General features: G+C 69.5%; 10 protein-coding genes and 1 pseudogene. 4 read left to right on the forward strand and 7 right to left on the reverse strand.

All coding sequences use genetic code 11. The annotated features are described in order from the left end of the window. Nucleotides 1-181 precede the first annotated feature (181 nt). From ACZ63F_RS32090 to ACZ63F_RS32120, 7 genes and pseudogenes are all read right to left on the reverse strand, one after another. Nucleotides 182-2,587, reverse strand: a complete 2,406-nt coding sequence (locus ACZ63F_RS32090) for a ricin-type beta-trefoil lectin domain protein (RefSeq protein WP_469716339.1) — start codon at nucleotides 2,585-2,587, stop codon at nucleotides 182-184. A 46-nt stretch (nucleotides 2,588-2,633) separates the two neighbouring features. Then, nucleotides 2,634-4,466: an RICIN domain-containing protein gene (locus tag ACZ63F_RS32095; RefSeq protein ID WP_469716341.1), complete on the reverse strand. Its 1,833-nt coding sequence runs from the start codon at nucleotides 4,464-4,466 to the stop codon at nucleotides 2,634-2,636. 69 nt (nucleotides 4,467-4,535) lie between these two features. Next, complete coding sequence (locus ACZ63F_RS32100) at nucleotides 4,536-6,176, reverse strand: glycoside hydrolase family 27 protein (protein WP_469716343.1); 1,641 nt, start codon at nucleotides 6,174-6,176, stop codon at nucleotides 4,536-4,538. A gap of 43 nt (nucleotides 6,177-6,219) precedes the next feature. Further along, nucleotides 6,220-7,194: pseudogene (locus ACZ63F_RS32105) on the reverse strand (arabinofuranosidase catalytic domain-containing protein); the annotation flags it as partial. A gap of 541 nt (nucleotides 7,195-7,735) precedes the next feature. Then, nucleotides 7,736-8,884 carry a ricin-type beta-trefoil lectin domain protein gene (locus tag ACZ63F_RS32110; protein WP_469716346.1) on the reverse strand — a complete coding sequence of 383 codons (1,149 nt, stop codon included), beginning with the start codon at nucleotides 8,882-8,884 and terminating at the stop codon, nucleotides 7,736-7,738. Nucleotides 8,885-9,105: 221 nt separating this feature from the next. Beyond that, nucleotides 9,106-10,704 carry an arabinofuranosidase catalytic domain-containing protein gene (locus ACZ63F_RS32115; RefSeq protein WP_469716349.1) on the reverse strand — a complete coding sequence of 533 codons (1,599 nt, stop codon included), beginning with the start codon at nucleotides 10,702-10,704 and terminating at the stop codon, nucleotides 9,106-9,108. Nucleotides 10,705-11,435: 731 nt separating this feature from the next. Then, nucleotides 11,436-15,095 carry a LamG-like jellyroll fold domain-containing protein gene (locus tag ACZ63F_RS32120; RefSeq protein ID WP_469716351.1) on the reverse strand — a complete coding sequence of 1,220 codons (3,660 nt, stop codon included), beginning with the start codon at nucleotides 15,093-15,095 and terminating at the stop codon, nucleotides 11,436-11,438. Between the two features lie 435 nt (nucleotides 15,096-15,530). Here ACZ63F_RS32120 and ACZ63F_RS32125 point away from each other — a divergent pair, with 435 nt between their 5' ends. From ACZ63F_RS32125 to ACZ63F_RS32140, 4 genes are all read left to right on the forward strand, one after another. Next, complete coding sequence (locus ACZ63F_RS32125) at nucleotides 15,531-16,553, forward strand: LacI family DNA-binding transcriptional regulator (RefSeq protein WP_469716353.1); 1,023 nt, start codon at nucleotides 15,531-15,533, stop codon at nucleotides 16,551-16,553. A gap of 192 nt (nucleotides 16,554-16,745) precedes the next feature. Continuing rightward, nucleotides 16,746-17,993 carry a sugar ABC transporter substrate-binding protein gene (locus tag ACZ63F_RS32130; RefSeq protein WP_469716355.1) on the forward strand — a complete coding sequence of 416 codons (1,248 nt, stop codon included), beginning with the start codon at nucleotides 16,746-16,748 and terminating at the stop codon, nucleotides 17,991-17,993. A 10-nt stretch (nucleotides 17,994-18,003) separates the two neighbouring features. Next, the gene (locus ACZ63F_RS32135; RefSeq protein WP_469716358.1) at nucleotides 18,004-18,987 is read left to right on the forward strand and encodes a carbohydrate ABC transporter permease; all 984 of its coding nucleotides are present in this window, start codon (nucleotides 18,004-18,006) and stop codon (nucleotides 18,985-18,987) included. Then, entirely contained in the window at nucleotides 18,984-19,808 is an 825-nt protein-coding gene (locus ACZ63F_RS32140; RefSeq protein WP_469716360.1) for a carbohydrate ABC transporter permease, read from the forward strand. The genes ACZ63F_RS32135 and ACZ63F_RS32140 overlap by 4 nt, the downstream gene beginning before the upstream one ends. Nucleotides 19,809-19,825 lie beyond the last annotated feature (17 nt).

The raw sequence follows: 19,825 nt of genomic DNA on the forward strand, positions 1-19,825 counted from the left end.
CGACATTTCACGACCCGGCGATCGACAAGTGCTGCCCAAAATCGTGCGGAGCGACGGCCCGGACGCCGGCACGCGTGCCCTGCTGGGCCTGCTCGCCTCCGGCTGCACGGACGCGGCCGTCGCCCGCACCCTGGGCGGGAGCGGGCGCACCACCCAGGGTGGCGTTGTCGGCCGGTACCGGTTACTCGCGCGTCCACGTCTGGTTGCCGGCCCCGGTGCATGTCCACAGCTCCAGCAGGGTGCCGTTGGCCGTTGCCGCGCCGGTGGCGTCCAGGCACAGGCCGGACTGGGCGCCGGTGATCGTGCCGTCGGCGTTGAACGTCCACTTCTGGTTGCCGGCGCCGGTGCAGCCCGAGATGTCGACCTTGGTGCCGGGGCTGGTGCCGCTGCCCGCCGCGTCCAGGCAGGCGTTGCCGTAGACCCGGAGTTCACCGGCCGGTGTGCTGGTCCACTGCTGGTTGCCGCCGCCGTTGCAGTCCCACAGCTCCACCTGGGTTCCGGAGGTCTGCGACTGGTTGGGCACGTCCACGCACCGGCCGGAGGCGGCCCCGACGATCGGACCGGTCGTACCGCCGGTTCCGCCGCTTCCGGGGGTGAGGGAGAGGTTGTCGAACTGTGCCGTCTCGCCCTGGCTGGTCGCGTAGCCCACCTGCCCGGCGGCCCAGGTGCGGTCGGTGGCGGAACCGACCGTGGAGCCGTCGATGACGGCGCTGACGGTGCTTCCGGAGAAGGTGAGCGCGAGGGTGTGCCACCGGTTGGTGCCCAGTGCCGTGGTCGTGCCGTGGGCGAGGGTGGAGACCGTGCCGCTGGTGTTGGAGTTCAGTATCGACCAGGCACCGGTGTCACTCACGCGCAGGTGGTAGGCGTCGAGTCCGCCGGTGCTGCTGTAGTCCTGGCCGTTCGCGCGGCCGATCAGGTCCGCATATCCCGACTGTTCGAGCAGCACGTCGGAGGAGACGGTGTAGTCGCTCCAGCCCACGTCGCCGAGCAGGGCGTGCGGATCGGACAGCGCGTCCCAGGTGATCGGCTTCTGCGGACTCATCTGGCGCACGCACTTGCCGCCGCGGCCGCCGCCGCAGGCCGCCACCTCGAAGGCGCCCTGCCAGTCCATGAGGTACTTCGCCTCGGTGCCGGTGGCGTAGCCGTCGAAGGTGTCTTTGTACGGCAGGCTCATGGCGCCCTGGGCGGGGCCGGTGGCGGTGCCCTTGCCCTGCCCGGTGGTGGTGGTCAGGGTGTAGAGGTGATGGGGCTGGACGGTCAGGCTGAAGCCTCCGCCGGAGGGGGTGACGTCGGCGGTGTGCACGAAGTAGTCCGCCGGGTTCGACGAGTTCACGTCGGTCGACCAGACGTGGACGGTTCCGCTGGACAGGCCACCGGTGACGTTGAAGTTCAGGGTCTGGGCGCTGCCGGCGTCCATCGTCTCGATGACGGTGGAGTAGTCGGAGCTGTTCGGGGACTTCAGCGAGACGTAGCTGCCGTTGTTCCGGTTGCCGCCGATGTAGCCGCTGGAGGAGTCGAGGTACTTCCAGCCCGGGGCGGTGAACTGGCTGGTGTGCGCCATGACCCAGGTGTTCTTGCCGATCGCGTAGTGACCGGACCAGGGCTGGGAGGCGAGGGCGAGGCCCATGGTGGGGTACGGCAGGTTCGGCGTGATGGCGGCGACGACCGGCCAGTTGAGATACGCGGTCATCCGGCCGTCGATGTATCCGCGGTTGATGCCGCGGGCCATGGCGGGTGCTCCCCCGTTGTAGTCGTCCGAGCCGTTCTCGCTGGCCCACAGGGGCTTGCCGGACGTCGTGGCGGCCGACGGCACCGAGCAGTTGGACTGGGAGGAGCGGTAACCGCAGGGGTAGTGCGTGCCGATGACGCTCACCGCCGCGGCGAAGGCCGAGTTGGAGTCGACGTCGCTGGCGACGGTCCAGTCCGAGTCGGCCGCGACGATCTTGACGCTGCCGTAGCCGTTGGAGTTGAGCGCGCTGCGCAGTTGCTCGTACCAGGAGACGTTGTAGCCCCGCTCGTTCCAGCCGCCGAGGTAGTCGATGGCGAGGCCGTGCTGTTTGGCGCAGCCCAGCCACGAGACCAGGTAGTCGACCATGTCGGTGGACCAGAAGTTCCCGCCGCCGATCCAGCCCGGCGCGCCCCAGGCGAGGCCGTAGAGCTTGATGCCCGGGTTGCGGGCCTTGGCCTGCTCCATGAGCCACCATTCGTAGCCCCGGTCGCAGTTCAGGTCGGTACGGGTGTGCTGGTGGCTGGGCTCGGCACCGGAGGTGGAGTTGGTGTCCCCGCCGATCTCGGCCTTGAGGATCTGCAGGGAGGCCCCGTAGCCGGGCTTGAAGAGGTAGTCGAGGATCTGGCCGCGCTGGGGCTCGGGGTAGTCGATCAGGAGCCTGCTGTTTCCGCCGCCCCCGCTGATCGCGCCGACGCCGTCGAAGGTCCGTCCGCCGGACGACCCGTCGATGGTGATCGAGGTGGCGGCGTGCGCCGGGGCGGCGACGGTGCCGACAAGGCCGCCGACGGCCAGGAGGAGGCCCGTGAGCACGGCGGTCGAGGCGCGCAGGCGCCGCAGCAGCCGTCCGATTGCTGGCACGGTGGGTTCCTTTCGCAGGTCGGTGGGGTCCGCGTCCGGTGCGGTGTCAGCGGACGACGAAGTCCTGGTTGGTGCCCGGCGCGTTCTTGCACTGCCACTGGTCCAGTTGCTGTCCCGGGGTGCTGCCGGCGCCGTAGACGTCGAGGCACAGGCCGCTGTTGCGGTTCTGGAAGGCGTAGGACCCGTCGGACTGGCGCACGGGCAGCCAGAGGGCGTTGGCGGCGGGGCCGGGAGCCTGCTGCCCGATGTCCGGGGTGCCGGCCGTCGTGGCACTGCCCGCGACCGCCACGTCCTGCCCTGAGTGCTGGGGGCGCAGTTCGCCGTAGCCGTCGGAGGCCGGCACGAACAGGAACCGCTGGTTGTCCTGCCCGTTGCAGGTCCACTGGTCGATCGCGGCGCCCGCGGCGGTGGAGTTGCCGTAGACGTCCAGGCACAGGTTGTCGTCGGCGACGACGAGTTGGTGGTAGCCGTCCGGGAAGCCCGTGCCGCCGGAGGAGGCCGGGGTCAGGTAGACGGCGAACGCGTCGTGCGAGCTCTGGAAGGTGAACGGCACGGTGATCGAGCCGCCGGAGGCGCTCACCGTCTGGTCGTACACGGTCTGCGGCGCACTCAGGGGGGCCTGGTCCGGGATGCGGTGCACGGTGACGTGGACGGTGCCCGCGTTCGTCAGCCAGGGCACCGAGGACAGTCCGTCGAACGTGACGGAGGCGGCGCCGGTGTACCCGTTGGAGTCGCCGATGAGGGCCACGGCGCGTTCGGCGGCGGAGTCCTCGGAGGCGGCTACGGCCGTGGAGCCGACCTGGCCGGAGGTGTCGACCAGGGTTCCCGTCATGTCGGCGTAGTCCCGAAGCGCCCACCAGTTGCCGGTCGGCTGCCAGGTGCCTCCGCTCTGGGTGAGCAGTCCCGTCAGGTTCGGGGTGGTGCAGCACACCCAGTTGCCGCGCATGGCGTCGGTGTATCCGGACTGCGCGAACCGGGCCAGGTACCAGGCCGTCACACCGGCGGTCTGCCGGTCGGCGGGCTGGTACTCGTTCGAGGACAGAGGCAGCGGGCCGATGCCCGCCGAGCTCAGGGCGTTGCGCAGACTCTGGGCGACGGTGACGGGGTCGTCGACGTCACCCTCGTTGTGGTTGCTGATCATGTCGGGGACGGTGCCGGCGGCCTTCACGTGTGCGAGCCAGGTCTGCCACTCCCCCGGGTTGCGCTGCGGGGTGAAGGCGAGGGACGGCCCGACGATCTGCGCCCCGGGGGCGATGCGGCGGATCTCCCGGTAGGCGGTGTCCCACATCTGGAAGTACTGCGCGCCGTTGACACCCCGGGTCCAGAACACGGAGATGTCCGGCTCGTTCCAGATGTCGTAGGAGAACGTGAGCCCTGTCGCTTGCAGGGCCCCCACCGTTGCGTCGATGAAGCTGATCCAGTTCGAGCAGTCGCCGTTGTCGCACGGGTATCTGGTGTTTGAGGGCTGGCCGCCGTTGGCGCCGTAGATGTCGCTGACCAGCACCTGGTACTGGGCGTGGTAGGGCGGCCTGGTGAGCCGCCGGGCCTGTGCGGTGATCGAGTCGAGGTCGGCACGGGTCGCCGACCCGTACTGGTAGCCGTCCCTGATCCAGCCGCCCGAGAACCATCCGCCGCCGCGGAACGCGTTGATTCCGAGCGGCTGCAGGAACTGGTCGACGGGCTGGGTGCCGTCCTGGCTGATGCCATAGAGGAACCCCTCCCCCACACCGGTGGACGGTCCCCGGGTCGAGGCCAGGTCGACGCTCAGCGACGTGCCCGAGGCGGCCTGGCTCGGGGCCGTCGTCAGCAGCGCCATGACGAGTGCCAGGACGATCCCGCTCACCAGTGCCGCAGGTCCGGGTCTCGCTCTCATCCTCATCGGGTCCTCCTGAGTCGGGGCGGCGGCGCGATGCCCCCGCCCCGGGGTCGGGCGCATGGGCTCACGGGGTCAGTTCAGCGTCCACTGCTGGCCGCTGCTCCCGTTGCAGGTCCACAGCTCGGCGAGGGTTCCGTCGGCCGTGGCTCCGCCGGTGACGTCCAGGCACAGGCCGGACTGGGCGCCGGTGATCGTGCCGTTGGAGTTCAGCGTCCACTGCTGGTTGCTCTGGCCGTTGCACTGCCAGATCTCCACCTTCGTGCCCGGCGTGGTCTGGTTGTTGTAGGCGTCCAGGCACATCTGACCGGTGCCGGAGTAGACGGTGAGCTGGTCGGTGGCGGTGTGCGTCCAGGTCTGGTTGGCGCCGCCGTTGCAGGTCCAGATCTCCACCTGGGTGCCCGCGGTGGTGGTGGAGTTGGGCACGTCCAGGCACTTGCCCGCGCCGACCGCGTGCAGCGGACCGGTCACGCCGGTGCCTCCGCCGCTGCTGGTGCCGCCCGCGACCCGGTACATGACCGTGCCGTGGGCCGGTACCGAGGCGCTGATGGTGCCGGAGGTGGTCGAGGATCCGCCCGACCACAGGTCGGTGAGGGTGTAGGCGGACGCTCCGGTCTTCCCGATCGCGGCCGCGGTGGTGGTGATGGTCGCCGTGGAGCCCGTTTCGTTGAACAGCGCGACCGACACGTCCCCGTTCGCGAGCGGCTTGGCCAGCACGTCAAGGCCGCCGGTGGACGACACCATGGTGCCCTGCTTGCCGAGCGGGTCCTGGTCGACCGCGATCACCTGGGAGTTGGTCAGCGTGGACAGGGTGGAGGCGCTCGCCTGGGGGATGTTGGTGCCGGCGATGAGCGGCGCGGCCATCTCCGCCCAGAGGCTGAACTCGCTGCGGTTCTCGGTGGCCGTCATCGAGCCGTTGCCGACCTCCAGCATGTCCGGGTCGTTCCAGTGGCCGGGTCCGGCGTAGGACGCCAGCCCCGCGTTGCTGTGGAAGATCGACAGCATGCTGGAGAAGGTCGGGCTGATGTCTCCCGTGGTGCGCCAGCTGTTGCCCACGTCGGCGCCCCAGGTCCACACGTTCTCCTGGCCCCAGTTGCACAGGCTGTACAGGATCGGCCGGCCGGTGGCCGCGAGCGCGTCCCGCATCGCGGTGTACCGGGTCCGGGCCGGCACGCCGGTGTTGTTGCAGTTGTCGTACTTCAGGTAGTCCACGCCCCACGACGCGAACGACTGTGCGTCCGTGCTCTCGTGGCCGAGGCTGCCCGGGTATCCCGCGCAGGTGGCGGTGCCCGCGTCCTCGTAGATCCCCAGCTTCAGGCCCAGCGAGTGGACGTAGTCGGCGGTGCCCTTGATGCCGTCGGGGAACTTCGCCGGGTCCGGCACCAGGTGACCGCCGGAGTCGCGGCTGTGGGTCATCCAGCAGTCGTCGATGTTGACGTACGAATAGCCCGCCGCCTGCATGCCGTTGGTGTGCATCGCCTGGGCGGTGGACTTGATCAGTGCCTCGGAGACGTCGCAGCCGTAGGCGTTCCAGTCGTTGAAGCCCATCTGCGGAGTCGGCGCGAGTCCGTTGCCGAGGGCGGCGGCGGGTGGTGCGGTGGCGAGGGCGATCAGGGGTGCGGCCACGGCGAGCAGTACGGCCGAGAGGATGAGCGCCAGGGTTCTGCGCAGCGGCAGCAGCGGGGGCAGCTGGGGCAGCGGAGTGGTCGTGGGCATGGGGCATCTACTCCTGGACCGGGTCGAAAAAACTGACGGGCGTTCAGCGATAGCCGGCGGCGGTGACGTTGGCCTGCACCGCGTTGTCGGTCGCGTCCGAGGGATAGCCTGCGACGACGGCTCCCTCGTAGAAGGTGCCGGCGCTCAGGTTGGCGCCGCCGCCGGGCTTGCAGCAGTCGCCGCCGCTGCCCAGGACGATGGCCCCTTGTTTCCTCATGAGGCTGTATCCGCCGGGCAGCGCGCCGTCCCACAGGGTGTTCAGGCCGCCCGACTGGGCGTTGCCGCCTTTGAGGGCGAACCTGGACGTGCCGTTGTTCTTCAGCATCGCCGTGACGAACTTGGAGGCGAACGCGCGCTGGTTGGGGTTCCAGGACGTGCTGCCGCCTGGGTACAGCCCCCATTCGAGGTCGGCCTGCACCCAGGGACCGCTTCCCGAACAGCCGCCGAACCAGCATTCCGTGCCGAAGTTGATCGCGTCCATCGCCCCGGCCGCGTCGGCCTTCCTGGTCGTCTCGCTGTTGCCGTAGTCGAAGCAGCAGCCGCCGTTGACATGGGTGCCGCTGGTCACCATGTACGCCCCCTCTGGGGCCGCACCGGTCGGGACGCCCGTCAGGTGGCCGTCCCGCCAGTAGCTGTTCCCGGGGTTGATGTACAGCGAGTACGCCTTGGTGCCTCCGGCGGTCAGCGACTCGGAGGTCGCCTTCGCCGGGCTGCTCCGACTCGATCCCGGGACCTGGGCGGAGCCCTGATACCACAGGTCGTTGCCGTGTCCTGACTGGTCGCGGACAACCGTGATCACGCAACTGGTGCCCGCGCAGAAGGCGTCCTGGGCCGCGGCGTCGGCGAAGCCGCCGGGCGCCAGCACGCCGATGTCCCGGGTCGCGCTGTCCGAGGCGCGCCTGACCTGGTACAGCGGGCCGTTGTACGAGCCGTAGAGGGCGCGCACCGTGCTGTGCGCGGCGACGCACGGGGTACCGCCCGCAGCGTAGATGTCGCACGGGCCGGACCTCCCGGGCGCCGAACTCACCGGAGGTGCCGCCGACGGCGGCGCGGACCATGTCGGCCCGGTCGCCGGCAGCACGGCCGGCAGTCCCATCACGATCACGGCGGCTGCCGCGGACAAGCGCGACGCATGAGCGGTGGGGCGACAGGGCGGAGCGGATGGAGGCTGCATTCTGTGTCCTCGCGTGGGCGGGGGAAGGGGACGGAGAGTGCCGTGCCTGTCCGAGAAGGTGCGCGAGGGGTGGTCGACCGCTCCCGTCAGCGTGCCCGAGAGCACGCACAGGGAACGCTCATACATCCCATGTCGCATAGTGATCCCACAGGTCCAACTCCCTGTCAATAGACGCCACTTGGGGAATCACCGCTTGATACATCCCATGTCTTGGTCATGATGAGGCCGCACGAGGGCATGCCTGAACCGCGCCCGGCGACCGCTGCGGTACCGAGCGCGGGTTTTCGCTCTCCGGCCTACCTCGCGCCGATCACCAGACCCGAGATACCAGCGCTGATGGGGGGGATGGCTCCGGGCGGGGGGTCGGTGCCCCGGCCGGGTGGGGTCACTGGGCCGAGGTGACCGGCAGCGCGGTCCACTGCTGGTTGGCACCGCCGTTGCAGTCCCACAGGACCAGTTGCGTTCCGTCGGTGGTGGACGAGCCGGGGTCGTCGAGGCAGCGGCCGGAGGCAGGGTTGCGGTAGCCGCCGTTGTACGCCTGCCATTGCTGGTTGCCGCCGCCGTTGCAGTCCCAGATCTCGATGCTCGTGCCGTTGGCGGTGCCGCGGCCCGTTGCGTCGAGGCACTTGCCGAGCGCCCGCAGGGTGCCGTCGGAGAGCGCGGACCACTGCTGTCCCTCGGAGCCGTTGCACGCCGCGATGTCCGCGGCGGTCCCGTTGGCGGTGCTGCCGTTGTTGACGTCGAGGCACTTCCCCGCGATTCCGGAGCGCACCTCACCGCCCGCCGGTGCCGGCGGCTTGATCCAGCCGGCCGCGTCCGCGGCCTGGACCGCGGTGTTGAAGGCGTCCGCCATCTTGCGGAAGCCGTTGTCGTTGGGGTGCAGGGCGTCGGAGAGATCCGCACTGGTCAGAGCGCTCATGTCCACCAGCCGTACATGTTTGCCGGCGGCCTGCTCGGCTTGCACGATTCCGGGGAGCTTGGCGTTGAACGCGGGACGGACGGCCTCCTCGGTGCCGCTGGTGGAGACGATCACGGTGCCGACGAGGACGGTCACGTCGGGGAGATCGCGGGTGATCTGGTCGAGGAGCGCGTGAAGCCGGTCGGGGGCGGTCGGGACCTGGTAGTTGCCGTTCAGGTCATTGGTGCCGATCTCCAGGGTGACCACGTTGGGGCGGTAACCAGCCAGCACGGAGTCGGCGATCCCGGCGATCTGGTCGATCCGCCAGCCGGAGTGGCCTTCGTTGTCCGGGTCGGACATGGTGCCGTTGCGGCCCGAGCCGACGAAGTCCAGAGCATGTCCCTCGGCCGACAACTGGTTCCCAAGGAAACCGCGGTAGCTGTTTCCGGACGGGCTGCCGACGCCCCAGGTGATCGAGTCGCCCAGCGGCATCAGCCGCAGGGGGGCGGGCGCGGCGGCGGCGCCTTCGGCGGAGTGCAGCGCACCGGTGGCGGTGGCGGACGCCGCGGGTGGTGCCGCGCCGGTGGCGAGTGCGGCCGTCAGCGCGGCAGCAAGGTATACCGAGCACTTCTTCATGAGCGTTCCTCACTGGTGCGGGACAGTGGGTGGGGAGAACGAGCACACGAATCGAACGGTCGGGTGGGGGTGAAGTCCTGGTGCACGCCGGCTGCCGGAGCACGGTTGCTCGGCGGGGACGTTCCCGCCAGGTGCCGCGTCCGGGGGGGGCCGGTGTCAGCAGCCGGTGACGAGTGGCCCGGGGCCGGTGGTGGGCCGGCCGCGGACCGGAGCCCTTCAGGTCAGTTGAGGCTCCATCGCTGGTTGGATCCTCCGTTGCACGGCCAGAGTTCTGCCAGGGCGCCGTTGGCCGTGGAAGCGCCGGTGACGTCGAGGCACAGCCCGGACTGGACGCCGGTGACGGTGCCGTCCGCGTTCACCTGCCACTGCTGGTTGGCACCCCCGTTGCACGGCCAGGTCACTACCTTGGTGCCGGCGGACGTCTGGTTGTCGTACGCGTCCAGGCACATCTGGCTGCTGCCGCTGTAGACGGTCAGCTGGCCCGAGGAGGTGCGGGTCCACGTCTGGTTGGCGCCGCCGCTGCAGTCCCAGATCTGCAGTTGTGTGCCGGCCGTGGTGGAGGAGTTCGGCACGTCCAGGCACTTGCCCGCGCCCACCGCGTGCAGCGCGCCGGTACTCGTCCCGCCCCCCGCGGAGTTGCCGTACCCGACAGCGGTGATGTTGGCCTGGACGGCGTTCTCCGTGGCGTCCGACGGGTAACCGGAGGTCATCACGCCCTCGTAGAAGGTGCCTTGGGCACCCTTGCTGTTGTCGCCGCCGGTGCCCAGGATGATGGCGCCCTGCTTGCGCATCGGGTTGTAGCCGGAGACGTTGGGGCGTACCCCGTCGTAGAAGGTGGACAGGCCGCCGGACTGCGCGTTGCCGCCACGGATCGCCCAGTGGTTCGGGCCGCCCTTGATGATGGCGGTCGTGTAGCGGTAGTTGATGGTCGGGTCGTTGGCGTTGTAGTGCTGGTTCACCCCGGAGAAGAGGCCGTTCTCCAGGTCGGCCATGATCCACGGACCGTTGCCCGAACCGTAGCCCCACACCTTGATGTTGCCGAAGTAGATGGCCTCCATCGTGCCGTTGCCGTCGTCGTTGCTGTCCGTCTCGGCGTTGCCGTAGTCGAAGCAGCAGCCGCCGTTGTAGTGCGTGCCGTCGAAGATCGCGTACATGCCCTCGGCGTTGTCCCCGGTGGCGATGCCGTTCGTGTGGTTGTTCCGGTAGCCCGTACCGGGCGCCACGAAGACGCCGTAGGCCTTGCGTCCGCCCACCGTGGTGGGCGCGGCGGTCGCGTTCGCGAGGTTGTCGGGGCCGCCCGCGGCACCGCCGCCGGGTGCCTGGGTGAGGTTGTTGTTGCGGCCGGACTGGTCGTAGATGACCGTGATCAGGCAGGACGTCCCCGAGCAGAACGAGTCCTGGGCGGCGGCGTCGGCGTACCCGCCCGCGCTCAGGACCCCGATGTCACGGGTGGAGTTGTCGGAGGCGCGCCGGACCTGGTACAGCGGCCCGTTGTACGAGGCGTACAGCGCTCTGGTGGTGCTGTGTGCCGCCACGCAGGGCGTGCCGCCTGCCGCGTAGAGGTCACAGGGCCCGGACGTGGCGGCCCGGGCTGTGCCGGCCGTGGCCGTGGCGCCGGCCAGAGCGCCGGCGACGAGCGCGGCTGCGGCCCCCGCCCGGGCGAACGTCTTCCACCGGGAACGGGCCGGGCCCGCCGACGGAGAAAGTTGTGTCCGAGGCGATGCGTTTCGGGGCGCGCCACGGTGGCGTACCGCCGCGAGTAACCGCTCGACGCTGTCGCGCCCGGGCAACAGACGGCGCCTTGTACGTGTGGTTCCCATCTGGACTCCCTACCGTGCCGGTGCAACCCGGTCGGGTCGCGGTGGTGGTGGTGACACATGCCGAAGCGTCTGAACGTGCCGTGGTGCAGTGGGATTGCCGAGAGACATCGGGGATGGCGGTGTGACCGGTCTCGCAGGGCGGCCAAGGGTCGGGAGGCCCTTCCTGCGGTGCTTGGTGCGGAATCGATTCGACTGCTGATTGCCACGGTTCGCAAGCTCCTGGGAAGCACGAAAAGTTGCGATGGAACGGGCCCGGACCGCGGCCCGACCTACTGCCGCGACGGTGCCGGGGGCGGCGCGGGTGTCGCCGACGCCCGGCCACCGAACCTACGGATGCCCCTTCATCAGGCCACTGAACAGGAAGGTCTCCGAGCAGAACCAGATCACGGAGCACCGGAGCGAAGGCCACTCGTCGAAGCAGACGCCCCTGCACGGGGATTGAAGCCGTTTGCGCTTCGCACTACGCGACCGGCCCGCGCAACGCCGGACGTGAAGTCCCGTCGAATCGCTTGCGTCGAATCGGTTCGCGCTGACCTCGTGGCGTCGTGAGTCCGTCGACGCGTCTCGGCGGGAGCCGCTCGCGGCAATTCCGCCGGCACCCCCGGTACTGGGCCGGCGGGCGGCCCGAACCGCAGCCGGATGCACCGGCGTCGAAGCGGGCGGGGTCCGGGGAGGAGTCCCCCGGTGTCCGACCGTTGTGCGCGTCGCTTCGCCGCCGGTGGTCAGTCACCTCATCGCACCTCTCGCGCGTACGGCGCAACGACGATCCGGTCGATCAGGGGCGCGTGGCGCGAGCGGAGCAGTACTCCAGGGAAGGTGTCCGACGCGTAGGTGGTGCCGTCGAAGTTCGGCAGTTCCTCGGAGCGGAAGGTGATCGTGTTCTGTCCCTCCTTCAGGTCGACGGGGACGGTCAGCTCCCAGAAGTTGTCCTGGTGGAAGGTGTGCGGGAAGCCGACGCGCCGTGTCTTGCCGCCGTTGACGCTGATGTCGGCGTGGCGGGCGAGCGGGTCCGGGTTGTAGTGCGTGGCCTCGGACTGCTCGGGATTGGAGTAGCGGATGCGCAGCGCGTACAGGCCGGCCTTGTGCGCGGCGACCGTGAACGTCGCGGTGTTGTCGTTGCCCGGGTCACCGCCGATCCCGGTGATCGCCGTACCGTCGGTGGCCAGGGGCAGTGGGGTCAGCGTGGCCGAGCCCGTGAGTGTGGCCTCCTGTGCCTCGTACGTGTGTGCCTTGAGCTTGCCGTCGGTGGGCGTGACGGTCAGCCGGTCGACGAGTGTGGGGGTCGAACCGCCGGTCGCCGTCACCTTGTTGATGCCGCCCGAGAGGGAGACGGCGACCTCGTGCCTGCTCTTGGTCACGTGCAGTACGTCGTGCCCGTTGACGGAGAGCCGGGCGTCCGCGCTGCCGAGGGTGCCGACCCCGAGGGTGGCCTCGCGGTCGGCCGGCGAGTAGACCCAGAACGTGGCCGTCTGGTTCTTCGCGAGCCTGACCGCTCCGGAGCCGGTGGCGGGGGCCGGGGTGTGCTTCGGCAGGTCGTAGACGGGCTGCGCGCCGCCGCTTGTCCAGGCCAGCTCTCCCTCGTAGACCTCGGTGGCCGCCGACGGGGACGGCAGGGAGAGCGTGAGGCGGTCGACGATGGCGTCGCCCTTGGTGGCGCGCTTGCCGTCGAGGCTCTTCGCGGCGAGTGTCAGGGTGTGCTTGCCCTTGGTCAGGTGGACCTTGGTGTCGGTGTGGTCCCACACCACCCATTTGTAGCCGAGCGGCATGTACAGCTCCTGCTCGGTGTCCGCCCGGCCGTCCACGCGCAGGAAGACGTTGGTGGGTCCCTGGTCCTTCACCCTGTCGAAGGTGTTGAGCGAGTTGGCGAAGACGCTCAGGTCGTAGGTGCCGTCCTCGGGCACGTCCACGGTGAAGTCGAGCGTGACGTCCGAGCCGGTGCGCAGCCCGCCGACGTCGTAGCCGCCGGAGGTGTAGAACTTCGACACGTCGCTGGTCGAACCCTCCGGGCCGTTTTTGGAGTAGCCGGACCCGGTGTGGGCGGCGCCCTCCGCCTCGTACGACCCCTGCCAGCGCACGGGCGCGGACCGCGTGCCCTTCGCCTTGCCGGCCGGGCTGAGGACGATCTCGTACGCCGAGGACTCGTTCAGCATCGGCAGCGTGCCGTCGCCGAAGTCGACGATGACCTTGCCGTCGTCACCGACCTGCAGGTTCGTCTCCGTCAGGAGCTTCGGGCCGGAATTGTCGCCGACCTGGCCGCTCCAGTCGATCTCGCGCACCCAGGCGTGCACGCGGTCCCCGAAGACCTCCTTGGGGACGCTCGCGAAGGTGATCCGGCCCTTGCCAGTGGACCCGCCGAAAATCAGCCGGGACTGCCTCTTCTTCGTGTCGAGCGTGGCCACGCCCTGCATGGTGTAGTTCTGGCCCGGGAACGGCGGGTTCACCGTCACCGTGTGCCCGCTCATCGAGGCGTACGAGTGCAGCAGCCACCACTGGCCGTTGCCCCGGTTGGACTGCACCGCGGAGTCGGAGAGGTCGCCGTCGATGTTCCAGTACGCGATGTCGGCGTCCACCTTGGACTCCTCGATCGCGGACACCCACTGGATCATCTGTCCGGGCACGGAGGTGTGGTAGTTGAAGGCGTACTCGTTGATGTTGATGGGGAGCTGGGTGCCCTCGCGGTCGGTGCCCTTGAACAGGTCCTTCTCCCACGCCCGGTACTTGGCGACGCTCTGGCGCACCGCCTCCGGGTGGCTCAGCTCGTGCCAGGTGACCACGTCGGGGAGGGTGCCGGCGGCCAGGGTGTGGATGAGGAAGCCCTTCACCTGGTCGTACAGGACGCTGGTGTTGGGTCCGGCGATGCGGGCGTCCGGCATCCTGCCCTTGATCAGCTTGTAGGCGGAGTCCCAGGCGGCGAAGTAGTCCGTGGGGTCGGTCAGCCAGCTGACCTTGTCGTAGCTCCACTCGCCGGTGCCGAACATGTTGCCCTCGGGCTCGTTGAACGGCACGAAGACGATGTTGTCCTGGTACTGCCCCGGCAGCTGCAGCACCTGGTCGACCTGCTTGGCGATCTTCTCCTCGTAGAGCTTGAGCTTCTCCTGCGGGGTGTCGCCCGGCCACTCGTAGGGGAACCCGCGGTGGATGTCCGTCATGTAGATGTACACGTCACCGTCGGTGGAGTCGGCCAGCGGCCTCACCACGTCCAGCGCGTCGGCACCGGGGTGCTGCGGGCCGTCCTGCGCCTTGGTCGAGACCGTGCGCAGGCCCATGCCCTCGATGAGGTTGTCGGTGGGGACGTCCGGGCCGTAGACGCCGTAGAGGGTGCCGGACGCGCCGCCGTGGAAGGCGCCGGTGCCCGAGCCGAGGTCGACGGTGAGCTCACCCTCGCGCACCACGGTGACGGTCGCCTGCACGGCCTGTCCGGCCGCCGTTCCGGCCACCGTGAACGTGCCGGGTCCGGCGTATTTCTCGGGTGGTACCGCGTCCCAGGTGACCGGCGTGTCGCGGTCGTAGCCGTCGGAGAAGGTGGAGCGGACCGAGACGGGCAGGGACGGGGCGGTCCCGGTCGTCGTACGGACGTCGAACGACGTCCGCGAGAGCTGCTGAAGGGTGGGCAGGGCCCCGACCGTGGCGGCCACCTGCTCGGCGGTGAGGGCCGAGTGCCAGACCGTGAAGTCGTCGATCACGCCCTTGAGCAGCGGGTCCTGGTAGAAGGACTTGCCGATGTAGCCGGCCGCCGTGGCCGAACCGCCCAGCAGGTCCCTGGCCCTGACGGTCGTCTCGGCGGAGGAGACCGCCACGCCGTCGAGGTAGGTGGTGACCCGGTGGGCGGCGGTGTCGAGGGTGACGGTGACCGTCCGCCAGCCGTCGGCGGGCAACGGTGCGTAGCCGGAGACCTGGGCCTCCGCGCCTGAGCCGCCGGTGGTCACGGCGGTGCGCAGCACGCTCCCGTTGGACGGCGTCGTGAACAGGTATCTCCCGGTGTCGGTGCCCAGATCGAAGATCCGCTGCCAGTCCGACCTGTCGTCGCCCCACTTCACGCGGGCCGAGACCGTCAGGTCGCTCGCGTCGCCGAGGACTTCCCGGGGCAGGCGGACATACGCGCCGTTCGAGGTGGGTGCCCCGCCTGGCAGGGACAGCGCCTTGCCGCCGTCGGCGCCCGCGACGGCCTGGGCGGTGGAGGCGTTGACCAGGGTCGCCGTCAGACCGTTGCCGGACGTGTCCGCGATCTTGCCGGAGGCGAGGTCGTCCTGGTCGAAGGTGTAGTGCGCGGCGGGCTGGGGCGTGTCGGCCGCCAGAGCGGGGACGGCAGGTGCGGCCAGCAGGCCCGCACCGAGGGCCAGCGCCACTGCGGCCGGGGCCCGGCGCCGGGTGGAACTGTCAGCGGATGTCATGGGATCGCGTCCTCAATCCTTGAGTAGCGGGGTCCGACAGGACCGCCTCGGCCGGCTGCTCGTCTGCATGCCGTGACCAGCGAGGGAGGGCCAGGCTCACGGTCTGTCGAATCGGTTCGATCACCACAGGCCACGGATAAAAAGGCGTTCGACGGCCGGAAGGATCACTTCGTCGAACCGGTTCGCAGGAAGTTAGCACCGGGGAAATGTCGCAGCAATCCCTCTGACGAGAGCGGGCGGGACGGTACGCCCGGATCTCAAGGCTGTTACGAGAAGGGGCGTTTCGAGCATTGACAGCCGCCCGGGTTGTTCCTAACTTCACTTCACGCGAACCGGTTCGACAACCGGTGGACGATTCTTTCCTCACCCTGGAATCCACGCGACCGGGCTCTCTGCTCCGCAGGGGCACCGAACCGGTTCGACCAAGGAGCTGCCGTGAACATCGGTGAGATCGCACAGCGGGCCGGTGTCTCGCGGAGTACCGTGTCGTACGCCCTGAGCGGCAAGCGCCCGGTCTCGGACGACACGCGCCGGAAGATCCAGCAGGTCATCGACGAGTTGGGCTACCGCCCGAACGCCAGCGCGCGTGCCCTTGCCAACGGCCGGACCAACACGATCGGCCTGGTGTTCCCACCGGCCGGCAACCACTACACCGGGATGCAGCTCGACTTCATCGGGAGCGTGGTGGAGGCAGCCGCCACCCACGACTACGACGTGCTGCTGTCCCCGAGCGGCGTGGACAGCGACCGTTCGTTCCAGCGGCTGCTGGGAGAGCAGCGCGTCGACGGCGCGATCCTGATGGAGATCCGGCTGGAGGACGACCGGGTCGACCACCTTGCCGACCTGGGCTTTCCTTCCGTCGCCATCGGCCGCACCGCCCACCCGGAGGGCGGCTGGTGGGTCGGCCTGGACCACACCGCGCTCGCTGCGGCCTGCGTGCACCACCTCGCTGACCTGGGCCACACGAGGGTCGCCTTCGTCAACCGGCCCGAGCAGCTGCTGCGGGCCGGATACGAGTCCGCGCACCGCGGCCTGGACGGCTTCACCAAGGCGGCGGCCGAGCGGGGGCTGACAGTACGGACGTACTGCTGTGAGGACGACGCCGCCTCCGGCGAGGCCTGCCTGGATCGGATCCTGAACGATGAACGGGCCACGACGGCCCTGGTCACGCTGAACGAGGCCGCGCTGGGCGGTCTGTACCGGGGGCTGGCCAGGGCGGGCCGTCATGTGCCGCGCGACTTCTCCGTCACCGGGGTGGTCGCCAGCCGGTGGGCGGAGACGGTGACCCCGCAGCTCACCGCCGCGGACGTGCCGGCGGAGGAGATGGGCCGGCGCGCCGTCGACCTGCTGGTGGAGCGGCTCGACCACCCCGAGGCTCCGCCCCGGCACCACCTCCTCGCTCCCCCCATCTCGCTGCGGGCCAGCACCGGGCCCGCCGGGACCAGTACCGCGACCTGAACGTCACCCAGTCCTGACCGACCCACGTAGCTCTCCCGACCTCACTTCACCTTCACTTCACCGGACGCCCGAACCGCTCGACAGCGCTGTTCGCCGTGTCCGTCTCTCCTCGCGCCTCAGGACTTCACCCCTCGCGCCCTCACCACCCCATGCCCTCGGCACCGGCATGCCCAGAACAAAGGAACCCTCGCGATGAACAGCTCCTCCAGACAGCGCCGGCTGACCGCCGCAGCGGTCACCGCCCTCACCGTGGCCGTCACCGCCACCGCCTGTTCCTCCGGCTCGGGCAGCACCGGCACCCAGAGCGCCGGCAGCGGCACGTACACGATGTGGGACCCGTACCCGCAGTTCGACAAGACCTCGGCCTGGGCGAAGCTGCTGGACCAGTGCGGCACCAAGGCCGGAGTGAAGATCAAGCGGACCGGCTTCGACACCAGTGACCTGGGCAGCAAGACGCTGCTCGCCGCCCAGCAGGGCAACTCCCCGGACGTCCTCATCGTCGACAACCCGGTGGTGTCGACCCTTGCCGAGGCGGGCGTCCTCACCACGACCGACGACAGCAGGCTGGACACCTCGAAGGTCGACCCCAACCTGCTCGCCGCCGGTCAGTCGGGCGGCAAGACCTACGGCACTCCGATCGGCGCCAACACGCTTGCCCTCTACTACAACAAGGAAGTGCTGAAGAAGGCCGGCGTGGACATCGCCTCGGTCAGGGACTGGAATTCGCTCACGGCGGCCCTGGCGAAGGTCAAGAAGGCCGGCGAGAAGGGCATCACCTTCTCGGCGATCGGAACGGAGGAGGGCAGCTTCCAGTTCCTGCCCTGGTTCTGGGGCGCGGGCGCCAAGCTGACCGAACTCGACTCCGCCCAGGGAGTGTCCGCGCTGGCCCTGTGGAAGGACTGGCTGACGAACGGCTACGCCCCCAACTCGGTCCTCAACAACACCCAGACCACCAGCTGGCAGGAGTTCGCCACCGGCGACTACGCGTTCAGCGAGAACGGCACCTGGCAGCTCGCCAACGCCAAGAAGGCCGGCTTCGACTACGGAGTACTGCCCATACCCGGAGTGAACGGCGGGCACGCCGCGGCCCCGACGGGCGGCGAGTTCGTGACCATCCCGGTCCAGAAGGACACCGGCCGCTACGCCACCTCCCAGAAGCTGGCGACCTGTCTGACCAGCACCGCCAACCTCTACGACACCGACACCACCCTGTCCTACGTGGCCCCGACCGCGGAGGTCCAGGACAAGCAGGTGGCCTCGAACGCCGGCCTGAAGCCGTGGGTCGACGCGGTCAAGGCGGCCAAGGGCCGTACCAGTGACGACCTGGGCACCAAGTACCCCGCGATCTCCGAGCAGATGTGGAAGGCCGTCCAGTCCGCCCTCAGCGGATCCCGGTCGCCCAAGGACGCCCTCACTGCGGCGCAGGCCGCGGCCAAGTGACGTGAGTCCGGTGAAGCAGACGACACATCCGCCGGACCACCGGTCCGCAGGCGTCCCGGGCGGGGCGGCGGCCGCCTCCCCGTCCCCGGCTCGCGGCCCGAAACGCCGCCGGTCCCCCTCCGCCCACTGGGCCGCCTGGGGGTTTCTCGCCCCGGTGACCCTCTACCTTGGCCTCTTCTACGCCTACCCCCTCTACCGCAACCTCGATCTGAGCCTGCGCGACTACACCGTCCGTTCCTTCGTCCAGGGCGACGCACCCTTCACGGGCCTGGCGAACTACCGCAAGGTCTTCGACGACCCGACCTTCGCCCCGGCCCTGCTCCACACCGCGGTCTTCACCTCCGTTTGCCTCGTCTTCCAGTACGCCATCGGACTCGCCCTCGCGGTCTTCTTCAACCAGAACTTCCGGCTCTCGGCCACGCTCCGCGCCCTGTTCCTCGTGCCCTGGCTGCTGCCGCTGATCGTCTCGGCATCCACCTGGTCCTGGATGCTCAACAGCGAGTCGGGCGTCGTCAACGCCACTCTGCACGCCGTCGGCATCGGGCCGGTCAACTGGCTGACCTCGCCGTCCTGGTCGCTGACCTCGGTCGTCATCGCGAACGTCTGGATCGGTGTCCCGTTCAACCTGGTCGTGCTGTACAGCGGCCTGCAGTCCATCCCAGCCGGCCTGTACGAGGCGGCCGCGATCGACGGCGCGGGTGCCTGGCGGCGCTTCTGGAGCATCACCTTCCCACTGCTGCGGCCGGTCTCCGCGATCACCCTTCTCCTGGGGCTGGTCTACACGCTCAAGGTCTTCGACATCATCTGGATCATGACCAAGGGCGGCCCGGCGGACTCCTCCACGACCTTCGCCACCTGGTCCTACCAGCTCGGCTTCGGCAACCTTCTGCCGGCCTTCGGCCCTGGCGCGGCCGTCGGCAACCTGCTCGTGGTCACCGCCCTGGTCTTCGGCCTGGTCTACGTCCGGGTCCAGAGAAAGCAGGCCCTGTCATGAGCCGAAGCCGCAGGCGTACACGGATGAAGACCACGATCGGCGTCCTGCTGAGCGCGATCATGCTCTTCCCGGTCTACTGGATGGTCAACGTCTCCCTCACCCGCGACCAGGACATGCGCAAGAGCCCGCCGGACCTGCTGCCGCTGCACGGCACCCTGGCCGGCTACCGCACCGTCCTGGACGAGCAGCTGCCCTACCTCGGCACCAGCCTCGTCATCGGCCTGGGCACCGTCGCAGTGACCGTGGCCCTGTCCGCCCCGGCCGGCTACGCCCTGGCCAAGCTGCGCCCGCGCGGCGGCGGCATTCTCCGCTTCGTCCTGCTGGCCGCCCAGATGATCCCCGGCATCATCATGGCGATGGGCTTCTACGCCATCTACCTCCAGCTCGGCCTCCTCCAGTCCGTCCCCGGCCTGATCGTCGCCGACTCCACCCTGGCCGTACCCTTCGGCGTCCTCATCTTCACCGCGTTCATGTCCGGCATCCCCGGCGAACTCCTCCAGGCCGCCACGACCGACGGCGCCGGGCCGTTGCGCACCTTCTGGTCCATCGTCCTGCCGATCAGCCGCAACGCCGTCGTCACGGTGTCCCTGTTCGCGTTCCTGTGGTCCTGGTCCGACTTCGTCTTCGCCAGCACCCTTGTCAACGGCGGCGCCCACGAGCCGATCACCCTCGGCATCTACCACTACATCGGCAACAACAACCAGCAGTGGAACGCCATCATGGCCACCGCCGTCGTCGCCTCCCTGCCGGCCGCCGTCATCCTCGTCCTCGCCCAGCGCTACGTCGCCGCAGGCGTGACCGCCGGCGCCGTCAAGGACTGAGCCGCCCACCCCTGCCA

The sequence above is a fragment of the Streptomyces sp. NPDC104761 genome (genome assembly GCF_055583445.1).

Bases quoted from the DNA above. Each gene is read 5' to 3' on its own strand.
- ACZ63F_RS32120 (WP_469716351.1), bottom strand. From the start codon at position 15,095: ATGACATCCGCTGACAGTTCCACCCGGCGCCGGGCCCCGGCCGCAGTG.
- ACZ63F_RS32140 (WP_469716360.1), top strand. From the start codon at position 18,984: ATGAGCCGAAGCCGCAGGCGTACACGGATGAAGACCACGATCGGCGTC.
- ACZ63F_RS32115 (WP_469716349.1), bottom strand. From the start codon at position 10,704: ATGGGAACCACACGTACAAGGCGCCGTCTGTTGCCCGGGCGCGACAGC.
- ACZ63F_RS32110 (WP_469716346.1), bottom strand. From the start codon at position 8,884: ATGAAGAAGTGCTCGGTATACCTTGCTGCCGCGCTGACGGCCGCACTC.
- ACZ63F_RS32095 (WP_469716341.1), bottom strand. From the start codon at position 4,466: ATGAGGATGAGAGCGAGACCCGGACCTGCGGCACTGGTGAGCGGGATC.
- ACZ63F_RS32100 (WP_469716343.1), bottom strand. From the start codon at position 6,176: ATGCCCACGACCACTCCGCTGCCCCAGCTGCCCCCGCTGCTGCCGCTG.
- ACZ63F_RS32130 (WP_469716355.1), top strand. From the start codon at position 16,746: ATGAACAGCTCCTCCAGACAGCGCCGGCTGACCGCCGCAGCGGTCACC.